Below are 19816 nucleotides of genomic sequence, written 5' to 3'. Positions count from 1 at the left end.
CGCTAACAGTTCCTACTGCCAAGTCTGTAGTGGACTTTCACCACCAAGTTGTCGCCCATGCCGGGCGCACGATTAAGAAAAAACGTTCAGCGACTGTTGCGCTGAACGTTTTTTTAATTGGTAGTCAATCATTATCAGCTTGCAACGCCGCTGATTTCCGGTTCTGTATCTAGATTCCTTGCATACACACAATTTTTTCCATTAGCCTTAGCAGTGTAGAGCGCCTTATCGCTTTCAATATACAGCTGGCTCATTTGAGTTGAGCCATCAGGAACGATGGTGACCAGTCCTATACTGACGTTGTAGACCGGCAACTCTTTTTTTATTGGATTGAGAATGGTTAGTCGAATCATTTCTGCTGCACTAAACGCTTCATCCGGATCCATTCCAGGAAGGAGAATGGCAAATTCATCTCCCCCGTATCGTCCAAAAAGCTGATTACTTACAAGAAGGCTGCGTATTTTTTCCGACATATCCTGAAGGATCCTGTCTCCAACCTCGTGACCATATTGATCATTGATCAGTTTGAAGAAATCGATATCGAAAAGCAGATAGGACACCGGTTCTTTTTTCCTGGCATAGGTTTGAAGAGTCTGCGTTCCATGTCGGATAAATGTCCGTCTGTTCATAGATGCTGTCAGATCATCATAACTGGCCAGCCTCATCAGTTCTTCGTCAGCCTTTTCTTTCAGAAGAAGGATGAAACCCGTATTTGTCGAAAACATAACGAAGAAAACCGTTAGAAGAGAGAAACTTTGAACACCACTTTGTGTGAACAGACCCATCTGCGATTCACTCATCAGTGCCATACCGGTTCTGATCGAAAATGAAAGTATAATCAGTCCATAGATGTATCCCATCAGCCGCGATAAAACAGAAGCATTTTTTTCAGTCAGAAGGTAAAAAGTAGGGAGCACTATCATTGATACTGTTCCAATGGATGCTACCGCTATCCTGTGACTTTCAATATTTGCTGTCAGCATGACGATGTGAAAGGCTGCAATCAGTCCTATGGTCAGATAGATATACAGTTGCTTGACTGAAAATGTGTAATGGCCTTTCACTTTCAATATGGCAATCGTCTCATAGGCATTTCCGACAAACAGCATGGTATTGGCCAAAGAAATAGTCAGCACATCAGGAATGCCTCCTCTCAGAGCGAGCAGCAGCCAGGCCATCGCATGAAGGCATTTAGCTATTAGAAAATGGTCAAGAGCAGGTTCATTATCGTGCTCTTTCCAGTACGCACTGATGAGTACAGCTGTAAAAAAGTGCCCGATCACTAGCGTAACAAAGAGGGTTCTCATATCAAGATAAAAAGGCATGGGGTCACCACATTTCATACAATATCCAGTTGTCATCCTGAACATGTGACCGTCACTTGCTGCAAGGATTCAACATTTTCATAATTATAATATACTTCACCTCACCCCGCATCATAAGTCCGAAAAATATTAGCCCCTTTTTTACCTCTTCAGTTAAAAAATCACACTTTTGTCACCATCTTGGAGTTAATTCCGTTAAAACTCATCACGTGCGTTTCGTAGACTAATAAAGTCTTCAAGTGTCTCCGCCTTGAGAAACAGGTTAATAGCCTTCTCTTTTTCAATGGTAGACGGCAAAGTCGGTTTATCCTGTTCTCTCATCTCCTCAACTTTTTTAAGCGCATCCGTAATCGTCTGATTATCGGGCTGAACCGACTGAGCAAATGTCAGATTCGTCTGAGTGTATTCATGACCCGCATACACTAGAGTATCGTCATCGAGCTCGTTAAATTTCTGCAGCGCCTCATATTGTGCTTTGTAATCTCCTGTAAATACTCGTCCGCACCCTCCGGAAAACAGAGCATCTCCGCAGAACAGGGCTCCATCTGTCAGATAACTGATGTGCTCATAAGAATGTCCTGCCGTTTTCATCACCTTGAATGTCTCATTCAACAATGTAAATGTGTCTCCATCTTTGACAATATGATCAGCCAGGTGCTTCGTTTCCACTGGTCCGTATACCGGTGTTCCAGGGTAGTCTTCAAGAACAGCTTTTAACCCGCCGATATGGTCATTATGCTCGTGAGTTAAAATAATCGCATGCAGGACTAATTCCTTATCTTTCAGATGCTTAATGACGCCTTCAGATTCTCCGGGATCAACAACGACTGCCTCCTGACCTTCCTCAATCACCCAAATATAGTTATCGGAAAATGCTTTGACTGGATAAACATGCATGTGAATCGCTCCTTTTTATATTATTCTATAACCTTACCTTATGATTTTATTTTATTTTTCATGACAGTCCTTACGTTTTTAGAAATAATTTAGAAATAATGTCATAACAGAGGTATTTTTTTCTATCTACTTAGATTATACTATAAGCAAATCAGCGATGAGGAGGATATTCCTTATGTCTCAAGAATTTGCATATGAGTGGTTAAATGTTGCCAGTCTATTTTTCGGACTGTTAGCCTGGGCCCTTCCAGCTTATCAAATCGTCCGACCGATCAGACGAACTTACAATCAGTCGCTACTTGTTCTGAGCAGTTTTGCCTTTTGTACTGCCGCCTTATGGTTACATCTCCTCTACAACAATCACCTGGTCCAGATTCAGGATTGGGGAGCCTTACTTGATACCAGCTCCGTACTGACTTGGGTAGCCGGCATTCTTCTACTTGTCACCATTGTACTCAACATCTTCAGTATCAGATCTTATGCTCAACTGAGAGTGAAGAAGTAAAGTCAGGTCCTCCCTCTTTTAGTGAACAAAATCTCGAAAAAAACAATACCTAAAGACAGACCTCTTTTATATAAAGTTAATCCTTTACCAGTTTAGTTAGTGTGATTATAGCACTTCATGAGACACAAGTAAGTATACAATAGGATTCTCTGTCCATTGTTACTCCCTTCCTGTCTTTTTGTCACTATATAAGCATCGTCTCGCAATCATAATCTCCAGGTTCATTAATGTGCGTTTCTCTCAGCCTCCTTTTTCTGCTATTATATTTCTATAATAAGCTTTGGGGGTAAGAACAATGAAATTCAAGCAGAATATCCGGGGGAATGTGGCCTTGGGGGTCAATCCACTAGGGTGCAAGCAGGAAGTTTTGAACCAGATCGACTACGTGAAGAGTAAAGGGCACTACGATGCACCTAAAAAGGTCTTGATTATCGGGGCTTCTTCTAGCTACGGACTGGCTACCCGAATCAGTCTGGCATTTGGAGCAGGAGCAGATACAATTGGTGTCTCATTTGAAAAAGGCCCTAAGAGCGAACGTAATTTGGGAACAGCCGGCTGGTACAACAACATCGCTTTCCGCGAAGCAGCCGAAAAAGAAGGACTGGTAGCCAAGAACTTCGTAACTGACGCTTTCAGTCACGATGCTAAGCAGGAAGTCATCGACTACATCAAAAATGAATTCGGTGGAAAAGTCGATCTTGTGGTCTACAGTCTCGCAAGCGGACGCCGAACTGATCCGGATACTGGAGAAACTTACACCTCTTCAATCAAAGCGATTGGAGATAAAGTAGTCGGACCGAACATCAACATGCAGAAAGAAGAATTCTTCATAGATACTCTGGAGCCTGCAACTGAACAGGAAATCGCAGATACCGTTAAAGTTATGGGTGGCGAAGACTGGGAACTATGGATGAAGGCGCTCAAAGAAGCTGATGTCTTGTCCGAAGGTGTACTGACGACCAATTATTCATATTTAGGTACAGAACTGAATCGCCCGTATTACGGCGGAGGTACTCTCGGACAGGCAAAAGCAGACTGTGACGTCAAAGCAGACAACATCAACAAGCTCCTGGCAGATATCAATGGGAAGGCTCAAATCGTTGTTGCAACAGCGGTAACGACTAAAGCCAGCTCAGTTATTCCATTCTTCATCGTCTATTGTATCGGTTTGTATAAAGTGATGTCTGAAAAAGGCACACACGAAACACCAATCATGCATCAGGACAGAATTTACCGTGAGATGATCTACGGAGACAAGCCTGAATACGATGACGAAGGACGCCTGCGACCGGACAGCTGGGAACTAGACAGTGACACTCAGGCTGAAACAGAAGAGCTGATCATGAAACTGAACGAAGATAACTTCAATAATGACATGACTGCTTATGACTTATTCTATAAAGAATTCTCAAACTTAAGTGGCTTCATGGTCGATAATTATGTCGATGAAGACATTACGATCGATGAACTGAAGTCCTGGGAATACTAATTTAAATGCTGCAAAAAAGGGTATGACATCACGGTCACACCCTTTTTTGCTTGTCCATTTCCTTTGTATTCTGAGTTTAAAAGTTGTACTTGAAAAAAAGCTCGTCGACTTCCAGAACGGGAAAGCCTTCAGGCAGATCAGTCTGATTTATCCACTGAAAGCCGTGTTTGGCATGAAAACGGTGTGCCGCTAAAAATACGGAGTTGTTCCTAGATAAATAGCATCTACTTCCTGTTCACTCGCCCACTGCTTGGCTGCAACCAGAAGTAGATTAGCCAGTTACTTATAAATCCTGCTTCTCAGTGTAAAGTACAGATTGATTATATTGTCTTTCAAAGATATACCAAGCTCGATAAAAGTCAAATGCTCAGCAACCCTACCGGTTATAGAGAAAAAATCGCCGAGGCTTTGGTGCTTGCCAGATAGGGATACTCATCTATGACAAAAATCACTCTTTTTTCACGAGATTCCTTAAATAAGTAATTTTTTTAAAATCTCGTTGCCTGATAAATAGCTTCTGATAATCTTTCTAATTTTTTTCTGATGAAAATTAAAAAAGTTGACAGAAGAGCTGTTTACTAACTCATCTATCAACTAGTTCTTTTTTATTCTATATATGATCGAAAGATACACTCAAGTCTAGCCCTAACAACCTTTACTAATAAACCTGCACATTACTTGCGCGCTTTGCGGACTTTCAGCGTCTTGCCTTTAACAGTCCGGTCCTGCATCTGGGAAATGACGTAAAGTCCTTTTCCGTTCATGATTTCAACGTATGTCACATTTTCCTGAATCGTGATGATGCCGATATCTTCGGCTGATACATCTCTGATGCTGGTCAGTGTACCGACAAAATCAACGGCACGCAGCTTTTTCTTCTTGCCTCCATTGAAGTAGACCTTAGAGATGTCTTTATTCAGTTCTTTGTTTCGGGCATTTTTCGGCTTGATTCGTGCATTTATTTTCTTGTTAAAGGCTGCTTTCGAACGGTATACCAGACGTTCACTAGGCGCAAAAATTTCTGTCAGTTCCTGGCCGTCATTGAAAGCGAAGTCGAGAATATCCTCCCAGCGTCTCTGGTCCTGTTCACTGACCATGGTCAATGCCAGTCCTCTTCTGCCAGCTCGGCCAGTACGACCGGTCCGGTGCGTATAGCTCTCTTTTTCAAATGGCACATCATAATTCACGACATGTGTCAGATTGTCTACGTCGACCCCACGAGCCGCTACATCGGTCGCCACCAGATAACGAAGTTTTCCAGAGCGGAAGGCATCCATAACAGCCAGACGGTCATCCTGATCCATCCCGCCGTGCAGCTTATCGATCGGCAAGTCCGCTTTATTCAGATACGTTTCCACCGCATCAACGGTGTCTTTCGTATTACAGAAGATAATGCAGGCGTCGGGATTTTCTACAGTCAATAGATCCATGAGTTGTCTCTGCTTAGCTGCTTCTTCCACGTTGATATAGGAATGCAGAATTTTCGGCGTATTCTGTTCAGAAGCCTCGATTTTGACAGATTTCCGGTCGTCACGCATGTAAAAACTGGCCAGCCGGTTGATTTCCTCCGACATGGTTGCGGAAAACAGCATTGTCTGGCGTTCCTGCGGCAAGTGTGCAATAATATCCTCCACCTGATCGATGAAGCCCATGTTGAGCATTTCATCTGCTTCATCCAGGACCAAACTGCTGACTTTGTCGACGACCAGTGTCCCTTCTTTCAAGTGTTCCAATATGCGCCCCGGCGTACCGACTACGATGTGACTTTTCTGCTTCAGTTCGGACTTCTGCGTTTTGAAGGGGGCCTTACCAAATACGGCTGTAACCTTTATCCGCTTTAATCGGCCGACATTCATCAGATCCTCCTTGACCTGCAGAGCCAGCTCGCGGGTCGGAACCATGATCAGTGCCTGAGGCTTATTCTCTTCCCACTCTGCCTGTTCACACAGGGGAATGCCGAAAGCGACAGTCTTGCCGCTCCCTGTCTGAGATTCCACGATAATGTCTTTATTCTCTAATGCCAACGGAACGACCGCTTCCTGCACCGCCGTCGGGTTGAAGTAGCGCAGAACTGTCAGTGCTTTTACTATCTCGGGACTGATCCCGAATGATTCGAATGATGTCTTGATTTTAGTTTCCTGCTTTCTTCTTTGCCGAATGCTAACAGCATCTTTCAGCTTAGTGAATTTTCCTAAATAACTATAGACTCTCTTAATAAAGCCTACTGCGTCTACAGTCTACCATTATAGGGCATGTGAATAAATACTTTTATTGCCTATGGAATGATTATCTAATTAAACACTTTGTTATCACTTAAGAGTACATTTATCTGGAAACATATTGCAACTCGTATATTATTCTTCTACCTTCACACAATTTTCAATAAGTTGCCGGATGTTTTTATGCACGATTTCCTGGAATTTCGTATATACTTAATAAGTAACACTTGTTAGCATTAAAATGAACCAACGCCTCATTGGTTAACGAAGGAGAGCGGTATGATTAAAACTCATCCATTGTGGGACACTTATCCTACTATTCAAGCCTCTTTACTGGAGTGTCTTGAACTGATTATAGAAAAAATCACCATTGAAAATAAGGAAATCGAAAAAACGGTCACGTCTCTCATAAAGAGTCAAGGAAAATTACTTAGACCCGCTTACCTTCTGCTTTTTTCACAATCAGGTTCTGTTTCAAAAGATACACATAAAAAAATCATAGCGGCCGCTGCCTCGACAGAAGTCCTGCATTTAGCCACGCTCATTCATGACGACATCATAGACGAGTCAGACACGCGTCGCGGAAGTGAGACGGTCCAGTCCAAGCACGGTCAGGACGTGGCTGTTTATACAGGGGATTTGCTGATTTCGGTGTATTTCGAACTGCTGGCAGAGGCAACGGACTCCATCGATCTTATTCAGCTGAATGCACAGTCGATGAAGCGTGTTCTGATGGGTGAGCTTAATCAGATGTCCCATGTCTACAATACAGACATCACCTATACAGATTATCTCGAAAGCATTAAAGGCAAGACCGCTCAACTATTTGAACTGAGCTGTTATGAAGGAGCCTATCTTGGCCGATCTGATCCTGAGAGTATAGAGCTCAGCCGGTCGATCGGTCAGGATATCGGCATCGCTTTTCAGATGCTGGATGATATTCTGGATTACACGCAGACTTCAGAAAAGCTCTCGAAACCTGTTTTAAACGACGTCAAACAAGGCATCTACACCCTCCCGCTCATTTTAGGATTAGAGAGCAACAAAGAAGCCTTTCTTCCTCTATTAGAAAAAGGTGAAGACCTGTCGGACAAGGAACTGGACTCACTGGTCACTTTGCTGCATGATCATGACTGCATCGAACGGGCCCACCTTACTGCAAAGCATTACATTGATAAAGCTCTGGCATCCATCAACAGCCTTCCAGATCATTCTGGAAAAGATGTCCTGTATTCATTGACCAAGACCCTACTAACAAGAGAAGATTAGAAAAGGAGAGTATTATGACAGTCAAACAATATATTGTTCTTTCCCAATTGGAAACCTCTACAACCAGCCTCTTTCCTGCCCTTATCGGTATCCTGTATGCCTGGTACAATTACGACAGCTTACGTCCGTTCTTTTCACTTCTGGGCCTGATTACAGTCATCGTTTTTCACATGGCCGTCAACATTCGTGACAGCTACTTAGATTACTATATTGCAGATAACAAGAACTCAGACATTACTCAGGAAATGGTCGTAGGTAAAGAAAATATCCCGCTTAACAATGTCCGGATCGCCTATATTATTTCCGGAGCAGTCGCCTTAGTCATTGGCTTGTTCTTAGCGCTTCAGACCTCGCCTATCTTGTTCTTTATCGGCTTTGGGGGAATGCTGATCGGTGCGCTCTATACCTTCGGGCCTATTCCCATTTCCAGTACACCTACTGGGGAATTCTTCGTCGGCTTGTCTATGGGCTTTTGTATCTTTACAGCCATGGTTTACGTCAACGCCTTTGACGTCGTTCAATTCGACCTGGTCACAATCGGTCAGTTCATCGTCGCATCCGTTCCTACATCGATTACAGTCATGGCCATCTTACTGGCCAATAACATCTGCGACCTGGAAGAAGATATTGAAGATAACCGGTTCACCCTGCCTTATCATATCGGCGTAGACAAAGCGCTGACGGTCTACAGATATTTTTACTACGCTGCTTATATTTCGATCATTTTATCCGTCATTTTTGGGACCTTCCCAAGGTTAGTGGCATTGTCCTTATTGACTTTCCCATACGTCCTGAAAAATATTCGTATCTTCATGAAGGAACAAGACAAACAGACCACCTTTATGACATCGATCATCAATTCAGCCGTCATACCCGTTCCGATAATCATCACCTTCTTCATAGGCGCCTGGTTGAATATTTAAGACTTAAATTGTCCAATAAAAAAATCAGTGATGCTCTGAAGATATGTTCCTTCAGTACCCATCACTGATTTTTTTTTCAATATGATGGATTCTTAAGCTGACTTGTCCTGGATGGGCGAGTTGCTGCTTCGAATCAGTTAGTTCAAAAATGCGTAGTGGCCTTATTCATGATAGAATAAAGATAAGACATTATTGGAGGATGATACTATGAACCAAGAACTCGTTGAAATTTGCCTGCGCGTCAGAGACATTGATGCGACGCTGGACTTCTATACCAATCTATTTGATTTTGAAATAGCCAGCCGCAGAGAATTTCCAGAAAACAAATTCGATTTAATTTATCTGAACTCTCCCGGTTCTTCCGTACAGATTGAGCTGACTTACAATTACGATGCCGATCCATACACAGTCGGAGACGGCTTCAGTCACCTAGGCGTGAGAGTCGATGATCTGGAAAAAATGCACGACATATGTAAAGCATCTGCATACAAAACAGGTGAGCTAAAAGGCCTATCAGGCGGCACACCAAGCTACTTCTTCGTAACGGATCCTGATGGCTACCGTATTGAAGTGAAACGAGCTAAATAATACTAAGAAATGGCATGTTTTCATCACGAATGATGAACATGCCGTTTCTTTATGTGAAAACACTCAGATTGTAATAGAATTACTGTGACTAATTATGATTTTCGGCACCCCTTCATTCTAAAACATACACATAAAAAGGAAAAGCATAGCCAGAATTAATGATCCGAAAAATACCGTTATTGAAGTCAGTATCATATTCATCAATGCTAGTGAAGGTATGCGTGAGCGGCTGATCCGATGTCACTCTAACTTCAGCATCCTCTTGTCCGTAAGGCACATTATCGATTGCTTCCCATTCTTCATCATTGTAGTACTCAATAACATAATGCGTGCTCCCCAAGACTAACTCTTCTCCTTCTTCAACCTCTACATACAGCTCTAACTGATTGTCCGATATTCCAGTTTCCCTATCGCCTTCGACAATGACCTCGAAAGCTATATTCTCCGGATTTACTAGGTCATCAGAATGAGTAAATTCTGCTTCATTATGAGCGTCAAGAAAGTCCACATAATCTATCCTATCAATTATTCTAGGAGCATCATTACTCAAACCTGAACCATCTTTCCTTGCATTGTTTGTGTCATCATTAGTCGTACACGCAGTTAACACAATTAGTAATAGTAAGTATAGTATGGTTTTCATAACATACTCCTTTAAAATCGAGCTGTAAAAACCCTTATCCCAATATACTAGTTATTAAAGCCCCGGTAACTTCTAAGTCTTTAAAAAAAAGACTTGCCTATTGGAAACACTAACTATTCTGTACTATTGCATTAGTTTCACGTATGCAATATATTTAGTCATTCACTATGACCGAGCCCGGTTAAAAGCTCATTTACTTCTTCTATTGCAATATAATCTTCAGCTCTTTTAAAGGCTGCTATCGCATTTTTGAAATACTTTTCTGCTAAAGCTTCATCATTTTTATTTTGGAAAACTTCTCCATATCCACGGTAAGAACAGCCAATACATATGTCATCCTCAGATTCTTTTGCGTGCTGCAATGATTCACACATAAGCTGCTCTGCCCTATTAATATTGCCAATTTTCAAATTTACAAAGCCCCTCTCATAAAAGTTAGCGGACCAATTTAGTGGAGATTCATTGTTATACTTCTTTAGCAGCTCAGCCTCTAGCTGAAACAACTTCAATGCTTCATCATATTTTTCTGCTGACCGTTCAACCATCCCCAACTGATGAACCGCTATACTATGATTCATGCTGTCACCTTTAGATACGGTTATTTTAATTAGGTCACCATAATGGCTTCTTGCTTCATCGAACTTACTTAGAGCTACCTCTACATACCCTAACCCATGTAATATATTCATATATTGGTCAGAACTCACTTCAGTTATTTGGCTTAAACAGTCATGATATAATTCCTCTGCTTCAACTAAGTATCCTTTATCAAATAATTCAAATGCCTGATTTATTTGATCTTTTAAGAAAGCCATATACAAGCCCCCTTCGTAATTGGTATTGTTAGTAGCACCATATGATTTTCTCTCTGCAATATCTAAGTACCTATTTGCTTTGTACAAACCATTTAAATATAATTATATTTAATATATTCAAACATTTTAGTTGAACCTGTATTAGTTGTCAATTAAGTGTTAAGAAGAAAAGTGTGGGGATGATAACATGAAAAAAAGAGTTTTTGGTATAGCTTGTCTCTCTGTCTTAGTAATGACTGCGTGTGATTCAGAAGAGGAGACTACTTTTGATGACAAGTTCAAGGCTTCAATTGAAGAAGAGCCTGTTCAATTAACCTTTGATAATGGTGGACTTTTACTTAGCTTTTATCCCTCGGAAATGATATATTACGGGATAAATGAATACACAGATAATTACGACCTGCCATTTGAGCAACCGGATGAAAATGAGGACTATACTGAATATCAAGACTACACAGTTGAATTTAACGAAGAAACTGATATATTCTCTGTGACAACTGAAGATGGTGTTTATGAACTGGAAATGCGAGGACCTAGACTATTTTGGGATGAAGAAAACAGCTTGAATATTTTGTCTACTAGGTCGTTTGTAGAAGAGTAGAACTAGAATTATTCTTGAAATTAAATGATAAGACTTCAACTATCTGACGAAATTTTTCTTTAATCCTTTGTCTGATAGTTGAAGGCTTTTTTTCCTTATATAGAATAATAGTAGAAGCACAACAATTCAAAAAATGACTTCTTATTTAAAAAATCCTTACTTATGATACGGTTCTCCGTATCATTTCACGATGATAAAAATTATCAGACATTAAAATCATAAAGTACTTTAATTGACTATATACGTTTTTGCTATTCTATAAGTTCCTACCTTCCTCTCTCATTATTGCGTTATCTATACTTCTAGTAGAGCTATTTTTAAACTTCATTTGATTATTATCAGCTTTTTTTATAATATACCCTGTTTTATTATATGGTGATTTCTCCCTTTTACAGTGTGCCAGTCTATGACCTTCTACATTCCCATGATAATGATATCTAACACAATAAGGACACCATACTGCTAGTTGTTTTCCATTTTCAGTTGGATAACCTATTAATATTGGGTACTTTAAATCATCTGATTTTATTCTCACTGTTTTTCCTCCATTCAACTAAGTACAGTCTCAGTTTTTATTGCACTATTCATTATCTATATTAAAATTGATATTCTTAAAATCTTCTTCAAAATCAATTTCTAATTCTCTCTTTTGAACCTCTTCTCTTATTATGCTATTCTCCGATCTAGCTCTCCCTCTAGAATTTAATTGAGAATTACCATTAGTTTCTTCAAAGAATGAGATTAAATTATCATCTGTAAACTTTTTATAAAAAGGTTCTATATATCTTTTGAAAGAAGCATCAGCCGTATTAAAGTTTTTCGCTTCACTATATTTCTTTATTAATAATTTATTAATTTTATCAATGTATCCTACCTCAGTGTAATAAGTATGAATCATTTTTATGGTATTCTCATGACAACCTTCTATAGGTTTATCTATCTTTTCGATATGGTCATCTAAATCTTTGCTGAAAAAATGTGCCAACACTTGAACATCACTATGTTCTTCTAAAACATTCTCAAATTCTTTTTGGCCAATTTCCTGAATATATGAGTATATATCGGTATTTTTCATCAAGAAACAAGTCAAATAAAATACCTTGTACGGATTTGACGTATCAATTTTTAATTTAGCATTACTTTTAGACAACATATCAACTATATTTACTTCTGATCTATTTTCTCTAAAATATTTTGCCATTATTAAGATAGAATAGTATAATACTTCTCTATTTTCCTCAACATTATCATTCTCTACTAAAAAGGTTAGCTTCCATAGGCTTTTAAATAATTTAAATAATAAGCTACTATCCATCTTAGAGAAGAAATTTTCTTTTAGGTAGGACTCCATAAAATTATAATCATTTATAAACGTTGGTTTTCTCATACTAAGTGTTTCGGTAAAATAATCTACGGTATTACCAATATAAAAAGGAGGTTTAGTGAATATATTTTCGTACATTATTTTAATAAACGTTACTACTTCGTTTTGAGTAGGGTTAAAAATGCTTAATTCACCATCTGAACTATCTCTAAAAGAGGGATGAGCAGATAAATTCCTAATATCCTTCAAAGCCGTTAATTGCACAATAGTATGGTTATCAATTAATTCGGTGTCTTTATGAACTCTATCTATCAATTTTTTCTCCCAAGAACTATCGTGAGGCTTGTCTTTAATTTGCTGTTTTATGCTTTCGTATAAACGGACTAAAGTGTGATCCTCATCAAGAATTCTAATTTCATTACTAATATTTTCTAATTTAAACAGCAAGTCACTCACTGTGACAGTGTAAAGTTGAACAACTGAGGTACGATAACTCCCAATACTGTAGTTAGCTAATATCTCTTCAAAATATTCTCTTGTCCTACTATCGTTAACCTTACTTGGGTTGTAAATATTGTCCATTTAGATACATCCTCTCTCAAATTGTTTATTATAATTATAAACGATCGGTACCATACTATTTATTAAAAACCTCCATATCCATTAATATTCGGATATGGAGGTTTAATATTGCTTTTACATTTCTGCCATCTGCCTACCATCCCAGTGTTCTGCTTGTTTAATGACCAGTTGAATAGCTTCTTTGTAGTTGCCTGGATATTTGTATTTCTTCAGCAATCTCTTTATGGTGCGATATACGTTTGCTCGTCCGGATTCTCTCATCATCCAGTCCGAGGTCATTTCTTCTGATATTGATTCAGCTAATTCTTTCGTCAACTTAATCAGTTGATCATCTGTATAGAAATCCTGAACATTTTTTGGATTACTTATGGCATGATAGAAAGCCATTTCTGCACGAGATAAACCTAAGCTTTTATGCTCTTCTTCCAATGCCAATGCTTCTTTTGCTAACTTAACAAGCTCTTCTCTTGTGTTCTGCACATTCGTAGCTTTATATTCATCATAATCTTCATTTAATGTATCTGCAAAGCCTGCAAAACGGTCCAGCGATTCTGCATTGTCTACTAAACCTTCTCGATATTTTTTCATAATTCGGCGAAGACGTTCAGAAAATTCAGATCCCTTAACTACATCTGTACGTAAGATAGAATGTATCTCATCAGTTAATAATTTATTTAATAACTCAACAGATAAGTTCTTCTGTTCCAACTTCTCAATCTTTTCTAGGAAGTTGGGATCAAACAGACTAAAGCCACGCTCAAAGTCTTGAAATAGATTTATAACACCTTCACTTTGAATCGATTGGTGTAAGAGCTCGCTAATCTGTTTATTGATTTCTTTCCGTGATAGTTTCGTAGTTGTACTGGTGATTCTATTGAGACTGATGCGGACAGCTTCGATATAAGCAGCTTCCCTTTGTTCTTTCTCGGATGTCACAGATGAACATAGAGTATGCGCTTGCTTTAATTGATAGGATTGATCCTTAAAATCTTTTTGTTTCTCCACGTTCATGCTTAACATATGATTGATACCCTCACGAATAAGGTCTGCCATGTCAGCATCAGTCGTCTCTTTTGAGAAAATCCGTGAATAATTAAAGCTGTTAAAGAACACATTCCGACACACTTCTAGCTTTTCTTGAAACTTAGGATAAGCAGAATCTCGAATGTTCGCATTATCAATCGCTTCTTGGTCAGCTTTTGTATAGTCACTCATTGCCTCTTTCAAGGCTTTGCCAATGCCGATATAGTCAACAATCAACCCTCCTTCTTTTTCTTCAAAAACTCGGTTCACTCGTGCTATTGCCTGCATCAGGTTGTGACTTTTCATTGGTTTATATACATACATCGTGGATAAACTAGGGACATCAAACCCAGTTAACCACATATCAACCACTATAGCGATTTTCATTGGGTCATTGTTGTCTTTAAACTTACGAGCTAGTTCATCTCGATCAGCTTTTGTACCAATGACTTTCTTCCATTCTTCAGGGTCATTGTTATTCCCAGTCATAACAACTTCTACCATACCCTGCCAGTCTGGATGTAATTCGATCATTCGTCTGTATAGTTTCATAGCAATACGGCGATTATAGGCAACCACCATCGCTTTCCCTGTTAACAACTCTGCTCTGTTACCCTCGTAGTGCTCAAGAATGTCTGTTACTAACGTATCAATCGCTTGGTCAGAACCTAATAGAACTTCTAAGCGGCTCAGTTCTTGCTTACTTTTTTCGATTTCAGATTCTTCAGCCAAATCAGCCAGTTCATCATACTTTGCATCGATTTGTTTCAATACCTCATCATTTAAATTTAGATTAATGACTCTGTTTTCATAATAAATAGGCTTTGTGGCACCATCTTCTACTGATTGAGACATATCATAAACGTCAATATAGCTCCCAAAGACCTCCTGGGTATCCTTGTCATTTTCAGTAAGCGGCGTTCCTGTAAAGCCAACATAAGTGGCTTTTGGTAGCGACTCACGAACGATACGTGCCATACCTCGCTGGATTTTCCCATCTCGAGACACCTTTTCTCTTAATCCATACTGAGAACGGTGAGCTTCATCTGTCATTACAATAACATCTTTTCTGTCAGTCAATGGTTCATCAGACTCTGCAAACTTCTGCATCGTTGAAAAGAAGATACCATTCGACTTTCTCTTATTAAGTAACTCTTTTAAATGGGCTCGAGAATTGGCTTGTAGTGGTGTCTGTCTCAAAAATTCTTGTACTCTTGAAAATTGCCCGTAAAGCTGATCATCTAGATCATTACGGTCCGTTAATATTACAAAAGTGGGTTGATGCAGTTTGCGTGTCACTAACTGTGTGTAAAATACCATCGAAAGTGATTTCCCGGATCCCTGTGTATGCCAGAATACACCACCGCGTCCATCTCCCTCTATCATCGCTTGAAAAGTAGACTGTACCGCCTTATGGACAGCAAAATACTGGTGATATTGTCCCATTATTTTGACCGTATTACCTTCTCTATGCTCAAAGAGAATAAAATTCTTAATTATATCTAATAATCGTTCTTTTTGTAGAATACCGGTAAGTAGTGTACTGTAGTCGGCAAACCTCGTACTCTCATAGTTCCCGTTCGTTGTCTTCCACTCTTTATACCATGATTCATTAGATGTAATGGTTCCTACTTTTGTATGTGTGAAATCTGAAATGATATTAAATGCATTATAGACAAAGAGTTCTTCTATGTCGTATTGATAGTTTTTGATTTGTCGGTACGCACTAGATATATCCGCCTGAGTTGTTGTAGCGGATTTTAATTCAATCACTACAATAGGAAGCCCGTTTAGGAAAATGACGATGTCAGGGCGTTTTTGTTCTTTACCAATCATCGTGTATTGATTAGTGACCACGAATCTGTTCTTATCAATATCCTGGTAATCTGCTAAATGTACGCGAGTCGTTTTCTGTATACCTTCCTCATAATGACTAACTTCTATACCATTTTGTAGATAACCAAAAAAGTGTTCATTTCGGCTTTCTAACAGACCAGCATCAATATGTCGGATGTGATAAAGCGCTCGATCGATTACATCCATAGATACCTTTGGGTTTATTTTAATTAAACTATCTTTCAATATTTCCTCTGCAATAGGTATCTTATAGTTTGGACGAATAATTTCCTGGTTCGGAATAAACTGATAACCTAGATTATGAATTTCTTTGAGAAAGACTTTTTCTAGTCCTTCTTCTAAAAATTTCACTTCTGCCATTGTTTCACCTCCTAGTAAAGATTGAATTTTTTGTACACTCTATTCTGTTTCAACTGCTTCTTCTACTTGGATTTCTCCTGACATAAGTTTAGGCAAAAGTGTATCGCGAAGTTCTTCTAATTTTTTATTTTGAACACCTAAATTTATTATTTTTGATATTATTGGATCCATAACTTTGTCCATCTCGCCTAAGGTTACGTCATCAGGTATAAGTACTTTTGCCTCTTTTAAATGAGATCTTTTGATGTGCCCCATAGTTGTAGCTCTATCTCTAGCGATTGCAACAAATTGATTCAGGAAAAACTTTGTCCAATAATAATAAAACCACTTATTGTATTTATTTGAAGATACTTTAAATAAGTGTTGATTAAGTCCTGCAGTACCACCTGTCCATACTTCAACAAGTAGAGAACCTGACCAAGAGAAGATAATATCACCGTTTTCTATTAGTACTTCTTTTGGTATATCGACAGTACATCTGTCACTACTCGAATCCGTTTTATTAGCTCTGAGTTCTTTAATCTTTAAGACGGGTAAAGAGTCTTGTTCAGTTTCAGGACGAAATTTTTGCATTGCTAAACCATTTTTGAACGTAGCAATATTCTCTAAACTAATTTTTTTCCATCCTTCAGGGAATCTACCCAACTCTGAATCTGTAAATTTCTCGTCTTTAAACGGTTCAAAATCTATAAACCACGACTTAAAAATCGTTTGTGCTTGTTCTTCAAGATTTGCAATGATAGCATTATTATTTTCAATTTTATCATCCAGTGACGAGAGAATATTCCCAATAACTTTTTGCTCTGATAATTTAGGTTTGGGAATCTCAATATTATCAAATGTTACTTTAGTTATAGTTGAAAATACAGAACCGTACGCGTGAGATTGTAACTCTCTTATCGAATTTTTTATCGCAAAATAACCATATTTAGCTTCGATTCCCTCTCTTGCTCTCAATCCATAACAGGATTGATTGAAAGCCATCGGCTTACGTATCATATTTATTTTCCCAACCGTTCCTCTTGCCGAAATAATTATATCGTTTTTATCTAATATATTTGTACTGCTATTCCTAAGGCCTTCATTATTAATATAGTCTTCTGTATTTAATAGATAACGATACTCATCATTAAAATCTTTTATTGATATCCATGGGATATCTCCGTTCCAATAACTTTTTACAGTTCTTTTAGGTGTCCCACCACTTATAATTTCAAATCCTTCTGATATCGGGATAGAATTATACGTCATATCCTATACCACCTAACTGTTCTCTTATTATCTGTTCTAATTTATGCGATTCATTTATTAGATCCCCAAGTTCTCCTGTTAATGTTTCCATCTTTTCTTCAAAAGGTATTCCATCATCTTCAACTTCTTCTAAACCAACATATCGGCCTGGCATTAAGACAAAGTTATTTTTTGCTATTTCTTTTATATCAGCTTCATGTAGGTATCCAACTTTTTCTACATCTTCACCTTTGACAAAATCATGGTACGCTTTAGAAATAAAATCGATATCTGTTAAAGACAATTCTCTATGAGCCCGTGACACCATATATCCAAGACTACGTGCATCAATAAAAAGTGTTTTACCTTTCCGTTTTTTCTTCTTATTAATGATCCAGAGCGTTACAGGGATGCCTGTTGAATAAAACAATTTACCTGGCATTGATATTACTGCTTCCACGAGATCATCTTTGATAATGTTTGCACGTATTTCTCCTTCTTTTCCCCCTGATGATAAAGATCCGTTAGCTAGAACGAGACCTAATTTCCCATTTGGAGCAAGATGATAAATCATATGCTGCATCCAAGCATAGTTGGCATTTCCTTCTGGGGGTGTTCCATACTGCCAACGTACATCTTCGGCTAATTTATCTCCACCCCAGTCACTCATGTTAAAGGGAGGATTCGCTAAAATATAGTCCGCCCGCATACTTTGATGCTGATTATTAAAGAACGTATCCGCTGCGCCTTGTCCTAGATCACCTTCTATACCGTGAATTGCTAAATTCATTTGAGCTAGCTTCCATGTGTTGGCATTTGCTTCTTGTCCGTAAACAGATAATTCATTAATCCGCCCTTGATGACGTTCGACAAACTTAGCTGATTGTATAAACATCCCACCTGCACCGCAACACGGATCATAGACTCGGCCTTCATAAGGTTCCAGCACTTCTACAAGTGTACTAACAATGCTTGATGGCGTGTAAAATTCACCAGCATTCTTACCCTCTAAGCTTGCAAATTGTGCAATCGCATATTCATACGTGCGACCTAAAATATCTTTAGAGTTTCCGTGCTCTTTTAATTTTAGATTGTTAAATAAATCGACTACTTCTCCTAAGCGACGTTTGTCTAATTCAGGACGGGCATAATTTTTCGGCAAAATACCACGCAATCGATCATTTTCTTCCTCAATGGAAATCATAGCCTGATCAATAACCTGTCCTATTTCGGGCTCAGTCGCATGCCTAGCTATGTAGTTCCATCGTGCTTTCTCGGGTACAAAAAAGATATTCTCAGCGAGGTATTCATCTCGATCTTCTTCGAATCCATCTCCTTCTTCAAGAAGTTCATTGTAACGCTCTTCAAAACTGTCTGAGATATATTTTAAGAAGATTAGACCTAGAACGATGTTTTTGTACTCGGCAGCATCGATATTTCCTCTTAGCTTATCAGCTGCTTTAAATATTTCCGTCTCAAAACCTAAGTTTGCACTATTTACTTTTTCTGACAATGAAATCGCTCTCCTTAATATTACTTATTATCATTATAGCACAGCATATACTAGTATTTAATTCAATACTTTGATTTACTATATTGAAGCGTATGCAAGATTGTAAGTATAGAATTCTCAAGTATATATTATTAACTTGGTTTCACTATATAGTAATAAAGTAATACAGCTTTACTTAAACCAATAGTTTATCCCCCATCGGCATGTGCCGATGGGGGATTTTTTGGTGCGCCCGGCATGGGCGACAACTTGGTGGTGAAAGTCCACTACAGACTTGGCAGTAGGAACTGTTAGCGAAAGTCAAGGGTGTCCGCCGTGAGGCGGAATCTGAAGGAAGACGGACGCAAATGCTTGCACTGACGAACAGAAACTTCATACAAAGGCTGAATCAGGACGGATGAGCTTGCCAAACAAAGTGAAGTCCAATACTGCCCGAATCCTGTACAGTAAATGGAGCAGTGACATGAGCAGAAGGTTGTCGTTCTTACCCGGGGAGGTCTCATCAACGAGATAATTTCGTAGTAACAACGAATGATGAGAAGTCAGCAGACGTCATAGTACTAGCCTTATGGCTAGGAAGGGCAGAACAATAACAATTTTGGAAATCAAGGAGGTGGATACGCCACCAGTATCGCAGCCAACATCGTGATTAA

General features: G+C 38.9%; 16 protein-coding genes. 6 read left to right on the top strand and 10 right to left on the bottom strand.

Translation table 11 applies throughout. From position 1 onward, the window contains the following. Window positions 1-134 precede the first annotated feature (134 nt). Together ABFX15_RS10795 and gloB are read right to left on the bottom strand one after the other, a co-directional pair. The gene (locus ABFX15_RS10795; protein WP_346025416.1) at window positions 135-1343 is read right to left on the bottom strand and encodes a GGDEF domain-containing protein; all 1209 of its coding nucleotides are present in this window, start codon (window positions 1341-1343) and stop codon (window positions 135-137) included. A gap of 177 nt (window positions 1344-1520) precedes the next feature. Next, window positions 1521-2222, bottom strand: a complete 702-nt coding sequence (gloB, locus tag ABFX15_RS10790) for a hydroxyacylglutathione hydrolase (protein ID WP_346025415.1) — start codon at window positions 2220-2222, stop codon at window positions 1521-1523. 175 nt (window positions 2223-2397) lie between these two features. Between gloB and ABFX15_RS10785 the strand changes: the two genes are divergently transcribed. Further along, entirely contained in the window at window positions 2398-2727 is a 330-nt protein-coding gene (locus ABFX15_RS10785) for a hypothetical protein (protein WP_346025414.1), read from the top strand. A gap of 295 nt (window positions 2728-3022) precedes the next feature. Next, complete coding sequence (gene fabV, locus ABFX15_RS10780; RefSeq protein WP_346025413.1) at window positions 3023-4216, top strand: enoyl-ACP reductase FabV; 1194 nt, start codon at window positions 3023-3025, stop codon at window positions 4214-4216. 674 nt (window positions 4217-4890) lie between these two features. Here fabV and ABFX15_RS10775 read toward each other — a convergent pair. Continuing rightward, entirely contained in the window at window positions 4891-6294 is a 1404-nt protein-coding gene (locus ABFX15_RS10775; protein WP_346025417.1) for a DEAD/DEAH box helicase, read from the bottom strand. Between the two features lie 420 nt (window positions 6295-6714). Between ABFX15_RS10775 and ABFX15_RS10770 the strand changes: the two genes are divergently transcribed. The 3 genes from ABFX15_RS10770 to gloA all read left to right on the top strand — a co-directional run bounded on the left by ABFX15_RS10770 (window position 6715) and on the right by gloA (window position 9215). After that, window positions 6715-7704: a polyprenyl synthetase family protein gene (locus tag ABFX15_RS10770; protein WP_346025412.1), complete on the top strand. Its 990-nt coding sequence runs from the start codon at window positions 6715-6717 to the stop codon at window positions 7702-7704. A gap of 14 nt (window positions 7705-7718) precedes the next feature. Beyond that, window positions 7719-8627: a UbiA family prenyltransferase gene (locus tag ABFX15_RS10765; protein WP_346025411.1), complete on the top strand. Its 909-nt coding sequence runs from the start codon at window positions 7719-7721 to the stop codon at window positions 8625-8627. Window positions 8628-8834: 207 nt separating this feature from the next. Continuing rightward, window positions 8835-9215 (top strand): lactoylglutathione lyase, encoded by a 381-nt coding sequence (gene gloA, locus ABFX15_RS10760; protein ID WP_091266922.1) that lies wholly within the window; start codon window positions 8835-8837, stop codon window positions 9213-9215. Between the two features lie 112 nt (window positions 9216-9327). On the opposite strand, the gene ABFX15_RS10755 is transcribed toward gloA, so the two are convergent. Together ABFX15_RS10755 and ABFX15_RS10750 are read right to left on the bottom strand one after the other, a co-directional pair. After that, a complete protein-coding gene (locus ABFX15_RS10755) occupies window positions 9328-9858 on the bottom strand; it encodes a hypothetical protein (protein ID WP_346025410.1) in 531 nt (176 codons plus the stop codon). A gap of 158 nt (window positions 9859-10016) precedes the next feature. Next, entirely contained in the window at window positions 10017-10673 is a 657-nt protein-coding gene (locus tag ABFX15_RS10750; protein ID WP_346025409.1) for a tetratricopeptide repeat protein, read from the bottom strand. A gap of 187 nt (window positions 10674-10860) precedes the next feature. On the opposite strand from ABFX15_RS10750, the gene ABFX15_RS10745 reads away from it, so the two are divergent. Next, on the top strand, window positions 10861-11274 hold the full coding sequence (locus ABFX15_RS10745) for a hypothetical protein (protein WP_346025408.1): 414 nt from the start codon (window positions 10861-10863) through the stop codon (window positions 11272-11274). A gap of 256 nt (window positions 11275-11530) precedes the next feature. Here ABFX15_RS10745 and ABFX15_RS10740 read toward each other — a convergent pair whose 3' ends face one another. From ABFX15_RS10740 to ABFX15_RS10720, 5 genes are all read right to left on the bottom strand, one after another. Continuing rightward, entirely contained in the window at window positions 11531-11809 is a 279-nt protein-coding gene (locus ABFX15_RS10740) for a hypothetical protein (RefSeq protein ID WP_346025407.1), read from the bottom strand. Between the two features lie 45 nt (window positions 11810-11854). Continuing rightward, window positions 11855-13180 (bottom strand): hypothetical protein, encoded by a 1326-nt coding sequence (locus tag ABFX15_RS10735; RefSeq protein ID WP_346025406.1) that lies wholly within the window; start codon window positions 13178-13180, stop codon window positions 11855-11857. A gap of 114 nt (window positions 13181-13294) precedes the next feature. After that, on the bottom strand, window positions 13295-16420 hold the full coding sequence (locus ABFX15_RS10730; RefSeq protein WP_346025405.1) for a type I restriction endonuclease subunit R: 3126 nt from the start codon (window positions 16418-16420) through the stop codon (window positions 13295-13297). Between the two features lie 39 nt (window positions 16421-16459). Next, window positions 16460-17671, bottom strand: a complete 1212-nt coding sequence (locus tag ABFX15_RS10725) for a restriction endonuclease subunit S (RefSeq protein WP_346025404.1) — start codon at window positions 17669-17671, stop codon at window positions 16460-16462. Beyond that, window positions 17661-19163 carry a type I restriction-modification system subunit M gene (locus ABFX15_RS10720; protein ID WP_346025403.1) on the bottom strand — a complete coding sequence of 501 codons (1503 nt, stop codon included), beginning with the start codon at window positions 19161-19163 and terminating at the stop codon, window positions 17661-17663. The genes ABFX15_RS10725 and ABFX15_RS10720 overlap by 11 nt, the downstream gene beginning before the upstream one ends. Between the last annotated feature and the right edge of the window lie 653 nt (window positions 19164-19816).

The organism is Alkalibacterium indicireducens (genome assembly GCF_039522005.1).
Classification (GTDB): Bacteria; Bacillota; Bacilli; order Lactobacillales; family Carnobacteriaceae_A; genus Alkalibacterium; species Alkalibacterium indicireducens.
Note: the sequence above shows the minus strand (reverse complement) of the source record. Positions and strands in the feature narration are given on the sequence as shown.

Excerpts from the sequence above, each read along its gene's own strand:
- fabV (WP_346025413.1), top strand. The coding sequence starts at position 3,023 with ATGAAATTCAAGCAGAATATCCGGGGGAATGTGGCCTTGGGGGTCAAT.
- ABFX15_RS10730 (WP_346025405.1), bottom strand. The coding sequence starts at position 16,420 with ATGGCAGAAGTGAAATTTTTAGAAGAAGGACTAGAAAAAGTCTTTCTC.
- ABFX15_RS10795 (WP_346025416.1), bottom strand. The coding sequence starts at position 1,343 with ATGAAATGTGGTGACCCCATGCCTTTTTATCTTGATATGAGAACCCTC.
- ABFX15_RS10755 (WP_346025410.1), bottom strand. The coding sequence starts at position 9,858 with ATGAAAACCATACTATACTTACTATTACTAATTGTGTTAACTGCGTGT.
- ABFX15_RS10750 (WP_346025409.1), bottom strand. The coding sequence starts at position 10,673 with ATGGCTTTCTTAAAAGATCAAATAAATCAGGCATTTGAATTATTTGAT.
- gloB (WP_346025415.1), bottom strand. The coding sequence starts at position 2,222 with ATGCATGTTTATCCAGTCAAAGCATTTTCCGATAACTATATTTGGGTG.
- ABFX15_RS10765 (WP_346025411.1), top strand. The coding sequence starts at position 7,719 with ATGACAGTCAAACAATATATTGTTCTTTCCCAATTGGAAACCTCTACA.
- ABFX15_RS10785 (WP_346025414.1), top strand. The coding sequence starts at position 2,398 with ATGTCTCAAGAATTTGCATATGAGTGGTTAAATGTTGCCAGTCTATTT.
- ABFX15_RS10770 (WP_346025412.1), top strand. The coding sequence starts at position 6,715 with ATGATTAAAACTCATCCATTGTGGGACACTTATCCTACTATTCAAGCC.
- ABFX15_RS10735 (WP_346025406.1), bottom strand. The coding sequence starts at position 13,180 with ATGGACAATATTTACAACCCAAGTAAGGTTAACGATAGTAGGACAAGA.
- ABFX15_RS10725 (WP_346025404.1), bottom strand. The coding sequence starts at position 17,671 with ATGACGTATAATTCTATCCCGATATCAGAAGGATTTGAAATTATAAGT.
- ABFX15_RS10745 (WP_346025408.1), top strand. The coding sequence starts at position 10,861 with ATGAAAAAAAGAGTTTTTGGTATAGCTTGTCTCTCTGTCTTAGTAATG.
- gloA (WP_091266922.1), top strand. The coding sequence starts at position 8,835 with ATGAACCAAGAACTCGTTGAAATTTGCCTGCGCGTCAGAGACATTGAT.